The 16,086-nt window shown below is 45.6% G+C and carries 14 protein-coding genes and 2 pseudogenes; 13 read left to right on the top strand and 3 right to left on the bottom strand.

The features are described 5' to 3' along the window. The first annotated feature begins 217 nt into the window (after positions 1–217). The 11 genes and pseudogenes from kamA (at position 218) to EYS13_RS02040 (ending at position 12,330) form a co-directional block, all read left to right on the top strand. Complete coding sequence (gene kamA, locus EYS13_RS01990; protein ID WP_227765441.1) at positions 218–1,495, top strand: lysine 2,3-aminomutase; 1,278 nt, start codon at positions 218–220, stop codon at positions 1,493–1,495. Between the two features lie 327 nt (positions 1,496–1,822). Further along, positions 1,823–2,539, top strand: coding sequence for a CoA transferase subunit A (locus EYS13_RS01995; RefSeq protein ID WP_227765444.1), 717 nt, complete (start codon positions 1,823–1,825; stop codon positions 2,537–2,539). Next, positions 2,478–3,134, top strand: coding sequence for a 3-oxoacid CoA-transferase subunit B (locus EYS13_RS02000; protein WP_227765446.1), 657 nt, complete (start codon positions 2,478–2,480; stop codon positions 3,132–3,134). The genes EYS13_RS01995 and EYS13_RS02000 overlap by 62 nt, the downstream gene beginning before the upstream one ends. A gap of 105 nt (positions 3,135–3,239) precedes the next feature. After that, positions 3,240–4,631, top strand: a pseudogene (mtbB, locus tag EYS13_RS02005) ([dimethylamine--corrinoid protein] Co-methyltransferase). Between the two features lie 38 nt (positions 4,632–4,669). Next, positions 4,670–5,317: a methyltransferase cognate corrinoid protein gene (locus tag EYS13_RS02010; protein WP_227765448.1), complete on the top strand. Its 648-nt coding sequence runs from the start codon at positions 4,670–4,672 to the stop codon at positions 5,315–5,317. 125 nt (positions 5,318–5,442) lie between these two features. Next, a pseudogene (mttB, locus tag EYS13_RS02015) lies at positions 5,443–6,879 on the top strand ([trimethylamine--corrinoid protein] Co-methyltransferase). Next, entirely contained in the window at positions 6,880–8,133 is a 1,254-nt protein-coding gene (locus EYS13_RS02020; protein WP_227765452.1) for an aspartate aminotransferase family protein, read from the top strand. It abuts the pseudogene before it with no gap. Between the two features lie 225 nt (positions 8,134–8,358). After that, on the top strand, positions 8,359–9,858 hold the full coding sequence (gene thrC / locus EYS13_RS02025) for a threonine synthase (RefSeq protein WP_227765454.1): 1,500 nt from the start codon (positions 8,359–8,361) through the stop codon (positions 9,856–9,858). 55 nt (positions 9,859–9,913) lie between these two features. Continuing rightward, positions 9,914–10,834 (top strand): DMT family transporter, encoded by a 921-nt coding sequence (locus tag EYS13_RS02030; protein ID WP_227765456.1) that lies wholly within the window; start codon positions 9,914–9,916, stop codon positions 10,832–10,834. Between the two features lie 342 nt (positions 10,835–11,176). Next, positions 11,177–12,133 carry a ComEC/Rec2 family competence protein gene (locus EYS13_RS02035; protein ID WP_227765458.1) on the top strand — a complete coding sequence of 319 codons (957 nt, stop codon included), beginning with the start codon at positions 11,177–11,179 and terminating at the stop codon, positions 12,131–12,133. Further along, positions 12,133–12,330, top strand: coding sequence for a DUF3006 domain-containing protein (locus tag EYS13_RS02040; RefSeq protein WP_227765460.1), 198 nt, complete (start codon positions 12,133–12,135; stop codon positions 12,328–12,330). The genes EYS13_RS02035 and EYS13_RS02040 overlap by 1 nt, the downstream gene beginning before the upstream one ends. 75 nt (positions 12,331–12,405) lie before the next feature. Here the strand turns inward: EYS13_RS02040 and trpB are convergent, their stop codons facing one another. Then, positions 12,406–13,599, bottom strand: a complete 1,194-nt coding sequence (gene trpB, locus EYS13_RS02045) for a tryptophan synthase subunit beta (protein ID WP_227765462.1) — start codon at positions 13,597–13,599, stop codon at positions 12,406–12,408. Between the two features lie 313 nt (positions 13,600–13,912). On the opposite strand from trpB, the gene EYS13_RS02050 reads away from it, so the two are divergent. Further along, positions 13,913–14,488, top strand: coding sequence for a 5' nucleotidase, NT5C type (locus EYS13_RS02050; protein ID WP_227765464.1), 576 nt, complete (start codon positions 13,913–13,915; stop codon positions 14,486–14,488). Between the two features lie 50 nt (positions 14,489–14,538). On the opposite strand, the gene EYS13_RS02055 is transcribed toward EYS13_RS02050, so the two are convergent. Together EYS13_RS02055 and EYS13_RS02060 are read right to left on the bottom strand one after the other, a co-directional pair. Then, positions 14,539–15,243, bottom strand: coding sequence for a hypothetical protein (locus EYS13_RS02055; protein ID WP_227765466.1), 705 nt, complete (start codon positions 15,241–15,243; stop codon positions 14,539–14,541). A gap of 101 nt (positions 15,244–15,344) precedes the next feature. After that, entirely contained in the window at positions 15,345–15,575 is a 231-nt protein-coding gene (locus tag EYS13_RS02060) for a hypothetical protein (RefSeq protein WP_227765468.1), read from the bottom strand. Between the two features lie 173 nt (positions 15,576–15,748). On the opposite strand from EYS13_RS02060, the gene EYS13_RS02065 reads away from it, so the two are divergent. After that, on the top strand, positions 15,749–16,039 hold the full coding sequence (locus tag EYS13_RS02065) for a hypothetical protein (protein ID WP_227765470.1): 291 nt from the start codon (positions 15,749–15,751) through the stop codon (positions 16,037–16,039). Positions 16,040–16,086: the final 47 nt, after the last annotated feature.

A 16,086-nucleotide genomic window follows, 5' to 3' on the forward strand; every position in this document is an offset into this window, starting at 1 on the left:
CTTTTTACAGGTTGAGGAAAGGCCCAAAAATGGGCATTTTCGCCGAATTTTAGCGCCCAATTTTTACGCAGAAGGACATATAGCTTGCCGCACACGCTGGGCAGTGGCTTTCATTAAAGCTACTGCAAACATCTCATTTGACCGGTGCTGGATGAAAACTGTGGCATAAGTTTTGCATTGATATTTTTAGCAAATATTCAGTTAAGGAGCTGGTCAAATGCGTGATTACCGTGATATACCCTTATGGGCGGGGGTCAAAGAAGAAGAGTGGCAGGATTGGCATTGGCAGGTTGCAAACAGGATCACTTCATTGGAAGCATTGAAGCACGTATTGCCTTTAACAGCTGAAGAGGAGGACGGGGTTAAAAATTGTTTAAAAAGCTTGCGGATGGCTATAACACCCTATTACGCTACTTTAATAGATCCTGAAAACCCTATATGTCCCATCCGCAAACAGGCGGTGCCTACTTCCGCAGAACTCCATAAAAGTCGTTTTGACTTGGCAGATCCATTACATGAAGACGCAGATGCACCGGTTGAGGGGTTGACCCACAGATATCCGGACAGGGTATTGCTGCTTCTGACTGATCAATGTTCCACTTATTGCCGTCATTGCACCAGGAGACGTTTAGCCGGTGTGTATGATCATGCCCGCACAAAAGAAGAATTAGAGCGCTGTCTGCATTATGTCAGGGAAACTCCCATTGTTAGAGACGTAGTGCTTTCGGGTGGTGATCCCCTTTTAGTTAGCGACGGTATGCTCGAATACGTCTTGCAAGAACTGCGTAAAATCAAACATGTGGAAATTATTCGCATCGGAACCCGCACGCCGGTGGTTTTACCCCAGCGCATAACCGCTGCTCTGTGTACCATGCTTAAAAAATATCACCCCGTTTATATAAATACTCATTTTAACCATCCCCGGGAGATTACTCCTCAGGCAGCCGAAGCTTGCGCCCGCCTGGCGGAAGCAGGTATTCCACTTGGTAATCAGTCAGTTCTACTAAAAGGAGTAAATGATTGTCCCGAGTTGTTTAAGAAACTTGTTCAGGAACTGCTAAAAATAAGAGTACGTCCATACTATGTCTACCAGTGCGATTTGTCCCAAGGAATTGAGCATTTTAGAACGCCGGTAAGTGCAGGTATTCAAATTATTGAATACTTGCGGGGACATACTTCCGGATTGGCAGTGCCAACCTATGTAGTTGATGCTCCCGGCGGTGGAGGGAAAATTCCTGTAGCGCCACAGTATCTCATTTCGCAAGGTCCCGGGAAAGTTGTGCTGCGCAATTACGAAGGGGTTTTTACCAGTTATACTGAGCCAAAACATGTCATTGATCCCGAGTCTCCTTGCAGTATCTGCGGAGGGTACCACCACCGGACAAAAGTTGGGCTTACTTCCTTGCTCAGCGGCCAGACACTGTCCCTTGAGCCTGTAAACCATGAAGCACATTCTACTGGTGAATTTAGCATGGCTTTGCCTGAGGCGAAATAAAATACTGCCTGAATTTTGGCAAAAGTGCAGCTTAAAATTCAGCAATAGTATATTCTTGCGCTAAATATATTAAGAATATTTTTGAAAATAGATTATGCCCAAAATTAGGCACGCGTTTTTGACTATTTAGATTTGTGCAAAGTGTTACCATGCAGCTATCGTTTAGTTGCGCTATGCAGAGCCATGCTTTCTTTATGATGCCTTGCTGAAATATTTGCCAGGAATTCCTTGCCAATGTTGGCATAAAAATTGCAATGCCAATTAGTATGGCAACAAACTGGCTGAACCGGCTCGCATTTTTGGGCATCTTAAGGAAGGGGGAATAGGATGAAACCTGTGCTGACATCCAAAGAAGCAGTAAAAATAATTACAGATGGAATGTCGGTGATGATTGGAGGCTTTTTAAATATCGGAACTCCGCTAACATTGGTTGATGCGTTGGCAGAGCAAGGCAGCAAAGACTTGACACTGATAAGCTGTACTATGGCTTATCCGGGGCAAGGGGTGGGGAAGCTTCAGGACAGGAGACAGTTTTCAAAATTAATTGCTTCTTGGATTGGAGGCCACCCTGATACCGGCAAACTAATGGAGACAGGAGAACTGGAGGTTGTATTGACTCCGCAAGGGACGCTGGCCGAGCAGATCCGGGCGGGAGGTGCGGGACTTGGCGGCTTTTTGACTCCCACTGGGGTAGGGACGGTGGTTGCCAAAGGAAAGCAAGAGTATACCATTCATGGTAAGACGTACCTGCTGGAGTATCCCTTAACTGCCGATGTAGCATTGGTTAAAGCATATAAAGCGGATACCGACGGCAATTTGCTCTATCGTTTGTCAGCCCGTAATTTTAATCCTTTGATGGCTATGGCAGCAACAATTGTAATTGCAGAAGTGGAGGAAGTGGTTCCCGTAGGAACCTTTGATCCTGATCAGGTTGTTACCCCTGGAATTTTTGTAGATATTCTGGTGAAGGAGGGGAACGAGGATGACTGTCGATCATCGGGCGCGAATAGCGCAAAGGGTGGCAAGGGAGCTGCGGGACGGTGACGTTGTGAACCTGGGGATTGGTTTGCCAACCCTGGTTGCCAATTATCTTCCCCAAGGTGTTTCAATTGTACTTCACTCCGAAAATGGTTTTTTGGGTATAGGGCCTGAACCGGCAGCGGGCCAAGAAGATAGGGATTTGGTAAATGCCGGAGGAAAACCGGTAACAATTTTACCCGGCGGATCTTGTTTCGACATCGCTACCTCATTTGCCATCATTCGCGGAGGACATTTAGATGTAACAGTGTTAGGTGCATTGCAAGTAGATGCGCAGGGCAACCTGGCAAACTGGATGGTGCCGGGCAAAATGGTCCCCGGGATGGGGGGAGCTATGGACCTGGTCGTAGGTGCCAAAAAAGTGATTATCGCCATGGAGCATGTCAGCAAGGACGGTTCCCCCAAAATCGTTAAACAGTGTTCTTTACCTCTTACGGCCATCGGAGAAGTGGATCTAATAGTGACCGACTGGGCAGTTATTAAGGTAGGATTTGACGGTTTGCATCTCTTGGAAATAGCGGAAAGTACAACTTTAAAGGCTGTTTTGGCTGCCACAGGTGCGCCCTTAATCCTGCCGCAGGGGACAATTCCCACTTTTTAATTAAATTGGGCAGGTTGAAGAAATTATAATGCTTATGTCCGAGAGCAACAGTGCGTCAGTATTTTTAATATCTATAACGTTCGGTGCATGTTAGGAGGGAACAGCGTGAGCAAATATTTTACCCGGATGGGTGACGGTTCCGGCGTTTATTTAAGCGCCGAAGATATAAGGTTTGATTTGGAGGAAGGAACCAGAGACGCTGCGGAACGAGGTAAAATACCTGAACTGACTAAAGAAGAATTAGACCATTTGTTTGAAATTATTACTATGCCCGGAAATGTGGTGGGTGTGGAAAGAGGTAATGAAGTGGTAACCACTTCCGATTCGGGAGGCTGTAAAATTACATACCACGCTAATATTGCCATCGACAGATCCGCTGCAGTTCTGATTCATGAAAAAGTGTTGGGGGCAGATTCCCTTGATCTGGGGCATATCGATTACAGCTACAAAGCTGTTAAACCGGTTCTTCATGATGAAGCTGCGCTAATGGAGCTCACTCAGCTCAATTCCGTTATGCCTGTGCTATATGGTTCCATGCCCAATTTGGGGTTATACACCAAGCCTGACGGACCTGTAGATAACTGGTCCGAGCTCTTGCCTATGGGAAAAATTGCTGAGGCCAGGGCTGCACAGGAGGAGGCCGTGGAATATGCAGTCAAGGATATAGTCTATGTAGCCGGTGGGATGCACGCAGCGGGCGCTGACGGCATGAATATTGATACATGCGGTGCTTCGGGGGACGCTGATGTGCTGGCAGCCTTAAAGGCCATAGAAATTATTAAACAAAAATATCCTGACTTGGGAATTGAAATGGGCATGGCCGGAGAATTTATCATCGGTATGCATGGTCAACTGGAGTACGACGGTGTGCGTTTAGCCGGTTTATATCCCCATATGCAGGTTAAGCTTGCTGAAAAGGCAGGCGCTAATATTTTCGGAGCTGTAATTAATACCAACAGCAATATGTCATTCCCTTGGAACCTGGCCAGGACGGTGACTTTTATCAAAGCTTGTACGGAAGCGGCCAGCATACCCGTTCATGTAAATGTGGGCATGGGTGTAGGCGCAATCCCAATGAATGAAGTACCTCCTGTAGATGCAGTTACCAGAGCGGATAAAGCTCTGGTGGAAATAGGCAAAGCGGACGGGTTGTAGATTGGCGTAGGCGATCCTTTCGGTTTAGAAGTTGCTCATGAGCTTGCCGCAGGCATGGGCGGAATTCGCACTGCCGGAGATCTGGTATTGCGTATGCAACTGTCTAAAGGCATGAAGATTCATGAGGCTAAAAAATATGTGGCTGAAAAATTGGGTGTGACCCCTATGGACTTAAGCGACTGCGCCATCATGAGAGAGATAAGGGAGGATCTTAATCTTGGGCGTCCTATGCCCCCTGATGGCGCTGCTAAAGGTATAGAAGCGAAATGTCGCATTGCCCACGTCCTTAATATCAAGATTAATTCCGTCGAGCGTTTTTTAGTAAAAGCAGGTCTAAAATAAGTCGGGCCTATGAAAAATTGACAGGGAGGTCGTGCCAGGTGAATAAAGACCGGATTTTGGAAGAAGCGAAAGAAGCTATCCTAAAATGTGATGCTCAAAAAGCTGTGGCTGTTGCCAGGGAGGCCCTCTCCATAGGAATGGACCCGGTGGAAGTCTTAAGTAACGGCTTTAGCGTAGGCATCAGGATTATAGGGGACCTTTTCGGCAGAGGAGAGGTTTTTTTGCCGGAGCTAATACTCTCTTCACAGGTGATGAAAGAAGCTACTGCTATCTTGGAGGCAGCTATTGAAACTAAAGATACCAAAAAGAAGGGAAAAATGCTCATTGCTACCGTGGAAGGTGATGTGCACGACATCGGAAAAGGCATAGTGGTTTCACTGGTCAAAACCCAAGGTATTGAGGTTATTGATTTGGGGCGGGAGGTGCCGGCGCACACCATCATTGAGAAAGCAGTGGAAAATGATGTAGATATTATCGGCACCAGCGCTTTGCTCACTACAACAATTATGGAACAGAAAAAGCTGGAAGAGGAACTCCGCAGGCATGGTCTGCGTGACAGGTTTAAAACTATGGTAGGCGGAGCCCCTTGTACCCAGCGCTGGGCTGACAGGATCGGGGCGGACGCTTATGCGGAAGATGCTGCTGAGGCAGTCAAAAAAGCATTGGCTCTGCTGGATGCCAGTTAATATTTAGCTCTTCACAATCTAGTATAGGTTACGGTATACATCCGGCGTTTTTTTCGGAAGGAGAGGTGCTAGTATTGAGCAGAAGGAACGTATCAGCGGGAAACGGCATATGTGATGGATTTGGTTTGAGTATCTTCTCCACGGATGCGTTAGACAGAATTCACTGTGCTACGCTGGAGGTTTTGTGGTACGAAGGGATAAAAGTATACAGCGACTTGGCCTTGGAAATCTATCACGGCGGGGGATGTACGGTAGACAAAACAAAGCAAAAAGTGTTCATACCGCCCCACGTGGTGGAGGACTGCATTCGCTCAGCCCCTTCCACCGTGCTTTTAGCTGCCAGGGATCCAGCCAACGATGTAGTTTTGGATGGTACCAGGGTAAATTTTTGTAACTTTAGCAAAGGCGTTATGGTAGTTGACCCGTATACCGGTGAAATAAGGAAATCTACCAAGCAGGATGAAGCAAATGTAGCCGTACTGGTAGATTATTTAGACCAGTATGATGTTTTGGATGTGGCTGTTGAAGCCAGGGATACAGACCCCAAAACTGCTAACCTGGAATGTTACGAAGCAATGGTTTCCAATTCGACGAAGCACTGCACCCAATCACCCCACAGTATAGCGGAGGCAGAAAAGCTCATCCAATTGGCTGCTATTGTGGCTGGTGGCAGGGAAAAGCTTAGGCAAAGACCGATCACTTCTGCCACTGTTTGCCCTCAAAGCCCTTTGTCTCTGGCGGAGGAAACATGCGAACCTATTATCGCTTACGCGAGAAACGGCATACCGATGAATGTGCTGTCCATGGCTATGGCTGGCGGCACCTCACCGGTTACTTTAGCCGGTACTTTGGTCACCCATAATGCGGAAGTACTGAGCGGCATTGTTCTAGCTCAATTGACAAACAGGGGGACTCCCAATATGTATGGCAGTTCCACCACCATTATGGATTTGAAATTGGCTTCTGCTTCTATTGGATGCCCTGAGTTAGGGATGATCAGTGCTGCCGTTTGTAAGCTGGCGCAATACTATAAAATCCCCAGTTATGTAGCGGGAACCTAGACTGACAGTAAATTAGGCGATGAGCAGGCGGGTCACGAAAAAACGCTGACTATGCTCTTGGCCGCGTTAGCAGGCGCTAATATGATTTACGGCCTAGGCATGATTGAGTTGGGGATGACCCTGGATTTTGGGCAGTTGGTGGTTGACAATGAGATTGCCCGGATGGTGCGAAAGGTGCTTGCGGGGATTCCTGTAAACGATGAGACTCTGGCAGTGGATGTAATCCGCAGGGTAGGTACCGGCGGACACTTCCTGATGGAGGAACATACTTTAAAACACATGAAAACAGTACAGTCCCAAAGCACCCTGTTTGACCGCCAAACCAGGCAAAATTGGATTGCTAAAGGGGGAAAAGACTTAGCAGCCAGAGCTAATGAAACAGCTAGGTATATTTTGGAAAATCATGAGCCGCAGCCTCTACCGATTGAAGTAGCTAAAAAAATAAGGGAAAGCATTGAAGAAACCGAGCGGGAATGGGGAATCAGGAAGGGGGAAAAATGATTGGACAGTGCGCCCAAACTTAACTTACAAAAATCAATGGAATTGTACACGGAAGCACAAAAACTTTCACCGGGAGGTATGATGGGCATCCGCCGACCGTATAACTTTGTTCCCGGAGAATATCCAATTTTTATTACGAAAGGATATGGCGGTCATATTGTCGATGTGGATGGCAACGATTACATCGACATGCTCTGTGGTTACGGCCCTATTATCTTAGGCTATAATGAGCCGGAAATTAATCGGGCAGTAATTGAACAAATGGAATCGGGTTTTTGCTTTTCACTGGTACAACCTATTCAAAACCAACTGGAAAAGAGATTGCTTGAGCTTATACCTTCTGCCGAAATGGCTATTCTTGTCAAGACCGGTTCTGACGCCACGGGAGTTGCTGTCCGTATTGCCCGGGGTTATACCGAAAAAGACAAAATTCTGCGCTGCGGCTATCATGGCTGGCATGATTGGTGCGTGGAAGTTCACGGTGGTGTACCCGAGGCAGTCCAGGAATTAACGGAAGAATTTCCTTACGGCGATTTGGATGCCTTAGAGCAGTCACTGGAAAGGAATAAAGGTCAGGTGGCTGCCATTATCATTACGCCCGTAGGCCATCCGTTGGCCCAGCCAGTTATGGCCCCTCCTCCAGGGTATTTACAGGGAGTCAGGAATTTGGCGGACACATACGGGGCAGTGCTGATCTTTGATGAAATCAGGACGGGATTCCGAGTCGCATTGGGCGGCGCTCAAGAACGGTACGGCGTAACGCCTGATCTTTCCACCTTTGGTAAGGCAATGGCCAACGGCTACGCTATCAGCGCCTGTGTAGGCAAGGCGGAGATTATGCAAGTGGCTGAGAAGAAAGTGTTTATCAGTTCTACCTTTTTCCCTAACAGCCTGGAAATGGCAGCTGCCATGAAGTGCATAGATATACTGGAACGGGAGCGGGTGTTGGAGGATATCTGGCAGCGCGGCGAAATTTTTTTGAACAGGGCAGAGCAAATTTTTGCCGATTCAGGTGTCCCTGCCACTGTTTCCGGGATTCCCCCTATGCCGTTCTTTACATTTGATAAGGTGGATGATCTGTATAAAGAACGCCGCCAGTGTTTTTACACTGAGACCATCCGGCGGAAGTTGTTTATTCAGCCATATCATCATTACTACATTTGCTATCGCCACACTGATGAAGATTTAGAATATGCTTTGAACGCAATTTATGAAGCTCTGGAAGTTACCAAGAAAAAATATCCTGTAAAGTAAAATATTATTCTAAATGCTATACCAAAGAAACCACTGCTTGTAACTGCTGTGGTTTTTTGTTTGCTTACCCCTCATTCGGCAAGACTGCTAAATCTGCTAGCTGCATACTTTGCTTTTGCCCGGACTGGTGTTAGAATAGAATAAAATGTCTGGTTAAAAGATAAAACAATTGTTTTTAGGTAAGACAAGCATGTTCCAGGCCGCATGCGCAAGGAGGAAGTAGATATGCTGTACGCAAGCACCAGGGGCGGGTGTGCCACTGTTACATCCGCCCAAGCAATATTAGCAGGTATTGCACCTGACGGAGGCTTATTTGTGCCTACTCATGAAGACTGTTTGGGAGAAGCGGAGATAAACTCTTTATTAAAGATGTCGTACCAGCAAAGAGCCGCTTTCATCTTGAAGCGTTTTTTAGCCGACTTCAGCGCTGAGGAAATTGCTGCCTGTGTGGAGCAGGCTTATCATGTTCCCAAGTTTGCTTCGCCCGCTATCGCTCCACTAAAAGTAATATCTGAGCGACTGGCCGTACTGGAGTTGTGGCATGGCCCCACATCTGCATTTAAAGATATGGCATTGCAAATGTTGCCCCGGCTTTTGGTAACCAGCGCCAGGAAAGAGGGTGACGGGTCGGATTATGCAATTCTGGTAGCCACTTCCGGCGATACCGGCAAAGCGGCCTTAGAAGGGTTTAAGGATGTGACAAAAACCAGAATTCTTGTTTTCTACCCCAAACATGGAGTCAGTGAAATTCAAAGACTGCAAATGGTGACTCAGGAAGGCAGCAACGTGGGAGTAGTAGCTGTAGAGGGCAACTTTGACGATACCCAAAACGGCGTCAAAACTATTTTTAATGATCAGGAATTTAAGTTACAGCTGTCCCAGGCTAGTTTCAAACTATCTTCTGCCAACTCTATTAACTGGGGACGTCTTGTTCCTCAGGTAGTCTATTATTTTTCTGCCTATGCTGATTTAGTTACTACCGGCAAGATTAGGCTGGGTGATCAAATTAATTTTGTGGTGCCTACCGGCAACTTCGGTAATATTCTGGCGGGATATTACGCCAAAACACTCGGTTTACCCGTACGCAAGCTAATCTGCGCTTCAAACCGGAACAATGTTTTGACTGATTTTATCCAAACAGGGGTTTATGACCGTAACAGGCCCTTTAATAAGACTATTTCACCTTCGATGGATATTTTAATTTCCAGTAACCTGGAACGTTTGCTCTATCATTTGTCCGACCGTGATGCCGTTAGAGTTTCTTCCTGGATGCGCGCTTTGCAGGAAGAGGGGAAATACCAGGTGGATAGGGAGACTAAAGAAAAGGTTCAAGAGCTGTTTTGGTCTGATTTTTGTCAAGATAACGAAACCATGGATACCATCAAGCAAGTTTACCAGTCCTATGGTTACGTGCTTGATCCCCATACGGCTGTGGCATGGAATGTTTACCAAAAATATGTACAGGTAACAGGCGATCAAACTCTCAGCGTTATTGTATCCACAGCCAGTCCCTTCAAATTTAACGCCAGCGTAGTCCAGGCTATTTTAGGCGCAGCGGCTTTAGAAGGCAAAACTGAATTTGAACTGCTTGATTTACTGGCAAGTGAAACGGGGCTTGTTGTTCCCGAAGGTTTGAACAACTTAGCCGAAAAAGAGGTTAGACATACTAAAAGCTGTGCCCGGGATGAAATGCTTGGGGCCGTCAGGGAGTTTTTAGGGCTGTAGTATATTTGGTCGGCTAGACCTTTGAATTATGTCCCAATCAGGAAGGCAGGACAGAATGCGGAAATTATACGGTACTTATACGATGATGGTAGCAACAGCATTTTTTTGGGGCAGTAATTTTGTGGCTGGCAAATATCTGGTAGGCTTAGTTCAGCCATTTACAATAGCTGTTTTGCGCTTTAGCATTGCGTCGTTGTGTTTGGCTGTTTACGCTGTGGTTAAACAGGGGTGGCCCCGGAATTTAGGGGTTAAACCCCTCTTATTGTTAGCCGTTCTGGGGCTGGTCGGGACCTTTCTGGCTAATGGCCTGGTTTTTCCCGCTTTGCAGTACTCGACTGCGATCAACGGTTCTTTGATAATGGCCCTGATTCCCGCCGCCACTGCTTTAATGGCATTTGTTCTGCTCCGGGAACCTTTAAGGCTTGGCAATATTTTGAGCATAATTGTAAGCTTTAGCGGGGTAGTCCTGGTTTTGCTCCAAGGCCAGGACTTGGGCCATTTGAAACTGAATTTGGGCGATTGGTTGTTTTTACTGGCCATGTTGTGCGGAGCCTTGAATTATATCCTGGTAAAAGTTGCTTTAAAGTATTTTACGCCCCTGTTTATCACTGCCGGGTCGCTTTTTTTCGGGTCTTTGTTAATGCTGCCCTTTGCGTTGCAGGAGATAGGACAAGGTCAGACGTTGAACCTGCCTTTTAAAGTTTGGGTCTTAATTCTCTACATGGCCCTGGTGACTACCAGCTTGGGATTTTATTTTTGGAATTCCGGCATTGGCCGCCTGGGGCCTGCCAGGGCCTCCATTTTCTTTAACTTAATCCCGGTGTTTGCAGTGATTTTATCGGCGGCCTTTTTAGATGAAACTGTAACTTCCGGTCATTTGGCAGGTTTATCTTTCATTATAGGAGGCATCGCCGGCAACCAATGGTTTTCAAGCCAAGCAAAGCAGGGGAGAGAGCCATTTTCTTATAGAGGGTGAACATGTACAGCGCAAAAAAAAGTTTCTAAATGCTTCACAAGCCGGTTATGCCGGCTTCAGTTTGTAGACAAAGCCCGCATGTATTATTTTGTGCAGCGGTCAGGGGACACGCCTCTTATGCATGTTGTTCACTTTTGCTGAGGAATGTCCCCAATTATTAAGCTCCAACGCCGTTGACCTTTGACAAAGCCGCCAGCCTAGAGGAAACCAGTCCCACTCCATAATACATGCAGGCTGATAATAGTTTATCGACGGTCTGAAGCCGGTTATGCCGGCTTTATTTTTGCTTTCCAGCACATTATAAGTATTGTGCCAGAGTAACAGACAGAAGGAGGAATTATATTGCTTCAAAAAAGGCAGCTGCCGGCTCTGTTAGTAATATTGTTTTTATTCCTGGTATCCTTGGGTTGCAGCATAACTCCCGATGCACCTTACCATGTTGAGCATCCTGCAAATAGCCCGGTGGCGGAAGGGTATGATGGAACACAAAAGACCGGGCACCCTTCAGAGCTAAAAGCGGGAAATTTAAAAGTTCATTTTATCGATGTCGGTCAGGCAGATGCAATTTTAGTACAAACACCGGCGGGTAAAAACATGCTGGTTGATGCAGGAAATAACAGTGACAGTACCATTTTGCTGAATTATTTGCGCCAAGCGGGCGTTAAGAAACTTGATGCAGTCATAGGCACCCATCCCCACGAGGACCATATAGGAGCTTTGGATGTCGTCCTTTTGCATATCCCTGTGCAAAAAATATACCTGCCTGACGCAGTTCATACCTCGCAAAGTTTTGAAGATTTACTTAATGCTATCAAAAAGAAAAAACTGAAAATTAACCAGGCTAAAGCCGGACTTAACCTATCAATTGATCCGTGGCTGAAGGTGGAGGTGCTTGCCCCTAATAGGACGGAGTATGAAGAATTGAATAATTACAGCGTTGTTTTGAAGATTAGTTATGGGAATACTTCTTTTTTGCTGACCGGGGATGCGGAAAGTTTATCCGAGTCAGAAATGTTGGCCAAAGGATACGATCTCCAAGCAGATGTTTTAAAGGTAGGGCATCATGGCTCGAATAGCTCCAGTTCATTGGATTTTCTGCGGGCTGTAAAACCCCGTTACGCGGTGATAACAGTCGGCAAGGACAATGAGTACGGGCACCCCCATCGTCAGACCCTGTCAAGGTTGAAAAAAGTAGGTGCGAGAATTCTGCGTACCGATGAAGTCGGCCATATAGTATTTACCAGCGACGGTGCAAAAATTAGCGTCACAACACAAAAAGCGCGACTAGGAGGGAGATAATGTACGTTGTAGACCGGTTTGAAGGTGAATTTGCGGTGGTAAGTTTCGAAGGCGGCACCTTTAATTTGCCCAGTGAGCTTTTGCCGCCGGGAAGTAAGGAAGGGGATGTGCTGCGGATTGAAGTAAGTAGAGATGTGGAGAAAACCTCGGAAAGAGCCGGTAAATTGTACAATTTAATGCGTGAGTTAAAGAGGTAAATGGAATTTGAAATTGAGAGCATCGCCAAAAAATGAGCCCCGGGCAAATACCTGGGGCTCATTTTGCAAATTACTTTATTTATTAAGCATTTCGAAAACCTGCTGTACGTCTTTATCGCCTCTCCCAGAAAGGTTGACAATGATGATCTCATCTTTGGACATAGCGGGGGCGACTTTTGCCGCATAAGCAACTGCATGGGAACTTTCCAAAGCGGGAATGATGCCTTCGATCTTGGACAGAAGCTTAAATGCCTCCAGGGCCTCGGCATCGGTAACTGCCACATATTCTGCACGGCCAATATCTTTCAGATAGCTGTGTTCGGGACCTACGCCGGGATAATCTAAGCCAGCCGCTATGGAATGGGTGGGTAGCACTTCTCCGTTTGCATCGGCAACTACGTAGCATTTAAAGCCGTGAATTATGCCTGGTTTGCCGGCGGTTAAAGGGGCAGCGTGACGACCTGTTTCAATGCCGTCCCCTCCCGGCTCTACGCCTACGATTTTAACTTCCTGGTCAGCAATAAAGGGTGCGAACAAGCCGATAGCGTTGCTGCCGCCGCCTACACAGGCGGTAATTAAATCGGGTAACCGACCTTCTTTCTCTAAAATCTGGGCTCTTGCTTCCCGGCCCACAACAGATTGAAAATGCTTTACAATGGAAGGGAAAGGATGCGGACCCACTGCTGAACCAAGCATATAGTAGGTATGATCATAGTTTTCCATCAGGTCGTTTAAAGCCTCATCAACCGCATCTTTTAAAGTTCGGGTGCCGCTGGTAACCGGAACTACTTTGGCCCCCAGAAGCTCCATGCGGAAAACGTTTAAAGCCTGGCGCTTAGTATCCTCTTCGCCCATGTAAATTACGCAATCCATGCCGAAAAGTGCACAGGCTGTAGCCGTGGCAACTCCATGCTGGCCGGCTCCGGTTTCAGCAATTACTCGGCGGGCCCCCATTCTTTTAGCCAGCAGTGCCTGGCCCAAAACGTTATTGATCTTATGGGAACCGGTGTGGTTAAGCTCTTCCCGCTTTAAATAGATCTTGGCACCCCCCAGATGTTGGGTAAGGCGCTCGGCGTAGTAGAGAGGACTGGGGCGACCTACATAATCCTTGAAATAATACTCCAGTTCCGCGTTGAAATCAGGGTCGTCTTTATAGGTTAAAAAAGCCTGTTCCAACTGTTGTAAGACCGGTTGAAGATTTTCCGGTACGAAACTACCCCCGAATTCTCCAAAATAACCTTTGTCTAACTCTTTTGCCGCTAGACTCATCTCATAACCTCCTAAACTCAACTCAGTAATTAAAGTTAATAGCCCTTCGATAATTGTATACCACACGCAAGAAGGCTGACAACATAAATTTTATAGGATTTTTTTTAAAAGGTGCAGCAGCACAGTTTAAACAGCCATACAGTATTTGTTAGGTTCCGCAGGATGTATAAATTGCAGCGCCATAAGGCAACTCGGATTCCTCGGTCACCTTAAGGTTGGCACGCCAATTTTTTTATTTCCATTATGTAAATTGCTTGAGCTAATAATTGGTTTAATAGTACAATAGAGTACAACTGGTAAAGGAGTGATGCTAATGCACAAGGCATTGGATATCGGCATCGATTTAGATGGGGTTGTTTTTCGCACTCTGGACGAGGTTGTAAGGAGATATAACCTGGAGTTTAACCAAAATATTACAGTGGAGCAAATCAAAGGCTGGGATACTCATAACTGGATAAATGGGGACCAGCGGATTTACAAGTATTTTCAAGATCCCGAATTTTACCGCGATTTACCGGTGGCAGAGGGGGCGGTGGAGGTTTTGAGGGAGCTGGATGAGCAGCATAATATTTTTCTGATAACCGATACTCCCTTTATTGGTCTTTCCAACCGTATTAGCCAGATCCAACGGGTTTTTCCCGAAGAGTGCTTCCGATTCATGGCCAAAAAGAATATATTCATCACAGGTAAAAAAGAAAAAGTGATGTTGGATATATTACTGGATGATCGACCGGATAATATAGTTAACTTTGCTGCTGCAGGTTACGGCATACCTGTGGTTTTTGATTGGCCTTTAAACCGGCACCTGGACAATTTTTTCCGGGTCAAGAACTGGTTTGAATTCAAAGGCCTTATAGCTGATTTAATTCTGCTGAAACAGGCTAAATAAGAAGGACCTCCATCATGAAACCCTGATGGAGGTCGTTTGGTATTTATGCACTAAGCTGAGCCGTTTTTAAGGTCTTTGGCAATCCAGTCCACACAATTATTTAAAAATTTCCGGAAATGAGGGGTGATGAGCTCCTGGGATTTTGCAATCAAAGCCAAACACTTTTCGGCAGAAAGTCCTAAGCGGTAAATATTATTCAGCTTCCTGGCATAGTCAGCTGCCAGGCATTCCTTTTTGCCGCGGATTTCCAAAAACCTCTGTAAGATCAAATCTACTATCCCAGGCTTGTGCAAATTGCAACCGGCAATGATACTATAAACTTCCGATTTGAGCTCCTGTTGATGAAAGGCTTTTTCAAGTTCGCACCAGAGATAACTGTTAGTTTCATTCAGCATTGTTTCGATGGCCATTTCAATAAAGTTGTGACCACGCCATAAGGCGTGCTCTTGCGGGATACCCAACCTTACTAAATCAGTACATAAGTGGACGGCGTTTTGGAAAGCGTATCCTTCCTTGTCTTCGTAAGCGCAGTCACTATAATAATCCAAACCAGGAAGAAATGAACCGTGGATTAGGTCCCCCAGGATTAAGTCCCGGTTGGTGTCAGGGAGTTTTTTAAAGCTGTGGTTGTGGGCTTCTTTCCAAGTAAGGCCTGCACCCACAAGAATATCCGGTAAGATACTGCCTAAAGCAAGAGCTGGGTTGAGGGATCCCAATACTTGTTCCGTTACATAAAGATGAGTTAATGGGTACATTTTGCTGCCATCCTTATCAGAGTTTTATTATTTATGCTGAGGTTTAAAGTGTTCTTGGCTATATGATATCATAATCTTCTTGAAAAAGGCATTATGTTTATCTAGCCGATATTTCTAAGTTCTTGCAAAGCTTCCCTCGCGTCTTCCAAAGCGGTATACGACAGTTCGTATTTTTTCTTTTCCAGCATATAATTCAACTCTTCGAAAATCAGATCTATGTCACGCACAGTATTCCTTCCGGAAACAATGGCTTCAATGCTGTGGTGCAAATCCTTATTATTTCCTAATAACTCTCGAATTATTGCCAGGGATCGGTTGGTGATAAATGCCATGGTGTTTCTCCTTTAGAATCTGAATTTAATAATATAATTTTAGCATTAATTTTACTAAAAAGTTGCCTAATTCAGAGGAAAAATTATCTTGTCAGGCTGGAAAATATATTATAGAATATTAGTTAAAATATCTAAAAAGAAAAAATTTTCAGAAAAAAAGGAGGGCGAGCCTGTTGCAGATAATTAAAGGTGAGGCTGCTCAACTGCTGATTAGGAGGGGGGCCTTGGCTATTTCTTTTCATACTTTTGAGGAACTGCATAAATCTTCAGATTATGTTGTAACTTTCTATTACGGTCGTAACGATTTATATGCCCTTTCCATAGAATACAAAAATTCAGACAGCGTAATTATTTTTGGGACCAGGCAAGAAATCGAATTGTTTATCAAAGATTTACTTGCTCAGTTTATTCCTGATTATATTCGTTTAGTACTGGATAAATACTATGCCTTGACGGTAAGCTAGCAAAAGCCGGATACAAATGCCGGTTTTTTCTTTTTAGGTAATAGCAC

It is taken from the genome of Zhaonella formicivorans (assembly GCF_004353525.1).
Taxonomy (GTDB): Bacteria; Bacillota; DUOV01; order DUOV01; family Zhaonellaceae; genus Zhaonella; species Zhaonella formicivorans.

Bases quoted from the DNA above. Each gene is read 5' to 3' on its own strand.
- EYS13_RS02050 (WP_227765464.1), top strand. From the start codon at position 13,913: ATGCACAAGGCATTGGATATCGGCATCGATTTAGATGGGGTTGTTTTT.
- EYS13_RS02040 (WP_227765460.1), top strand. From the start codon at position 12,133: ATGTACGTTGTAGACCGGTTTGAAGGTGAATTTGCGGTGGTAAGTTTC.
- EYS13_RS02030 (WP_227765456.1), top strand. From the start codon at position 9,914: ATGCGGAAATTATACGGTACTTATACGATGATGGTAGCAACAGCATTT.
- EYS13_RS02055 (WP_227765466.1), bottom strand. From the start codon at position 15,243: ATGTACCCATTAACTCATCTTTATGTAACGGAACAAGTATTGGGATCC.
- kamA (WP_227765441.1), top strand. From the start codon at position 218: ATGCGTGATTACCGTGATATACCCTTATGGGCGGGGGTCAAAGAAGAA.
- trpB (WP_227765462.1), bottom strand. From the start codon at position 13,599: ATGAGTCTAGCGGCAAAAGAGTTAGACAAAGGTTATTTTGGAGAATTC.
- EYS13_RS01995 (WP_227765444.1), top strand. From the start codon at position 1,823: ATGAAACCTGTGCTGACATCCAAAGAAGCAGTAAAAATAATTACAGAT.
- EYS13_RS02060 (WP_227765468.1), bottom strand. From the start codon at position 15,575: ATGGCATTTATCACCAACCGATCCCTGGCAATAATTCGAGAGTTATTA.
- thrC (WP_227765454.1), top strand. From the start codon at position 8,359: ATGCTGTACGCAAGCACCAGGGGCGGGTGTGCCACTGTTACATCCGCC.
- EYS13_RS02000 (WP_227765446.1), top strand. From the start codon at position 2,478: ATGACTGTCGATCATCGGGCGCGAATAGCGCAAAGGGTGGCAAGGGAG.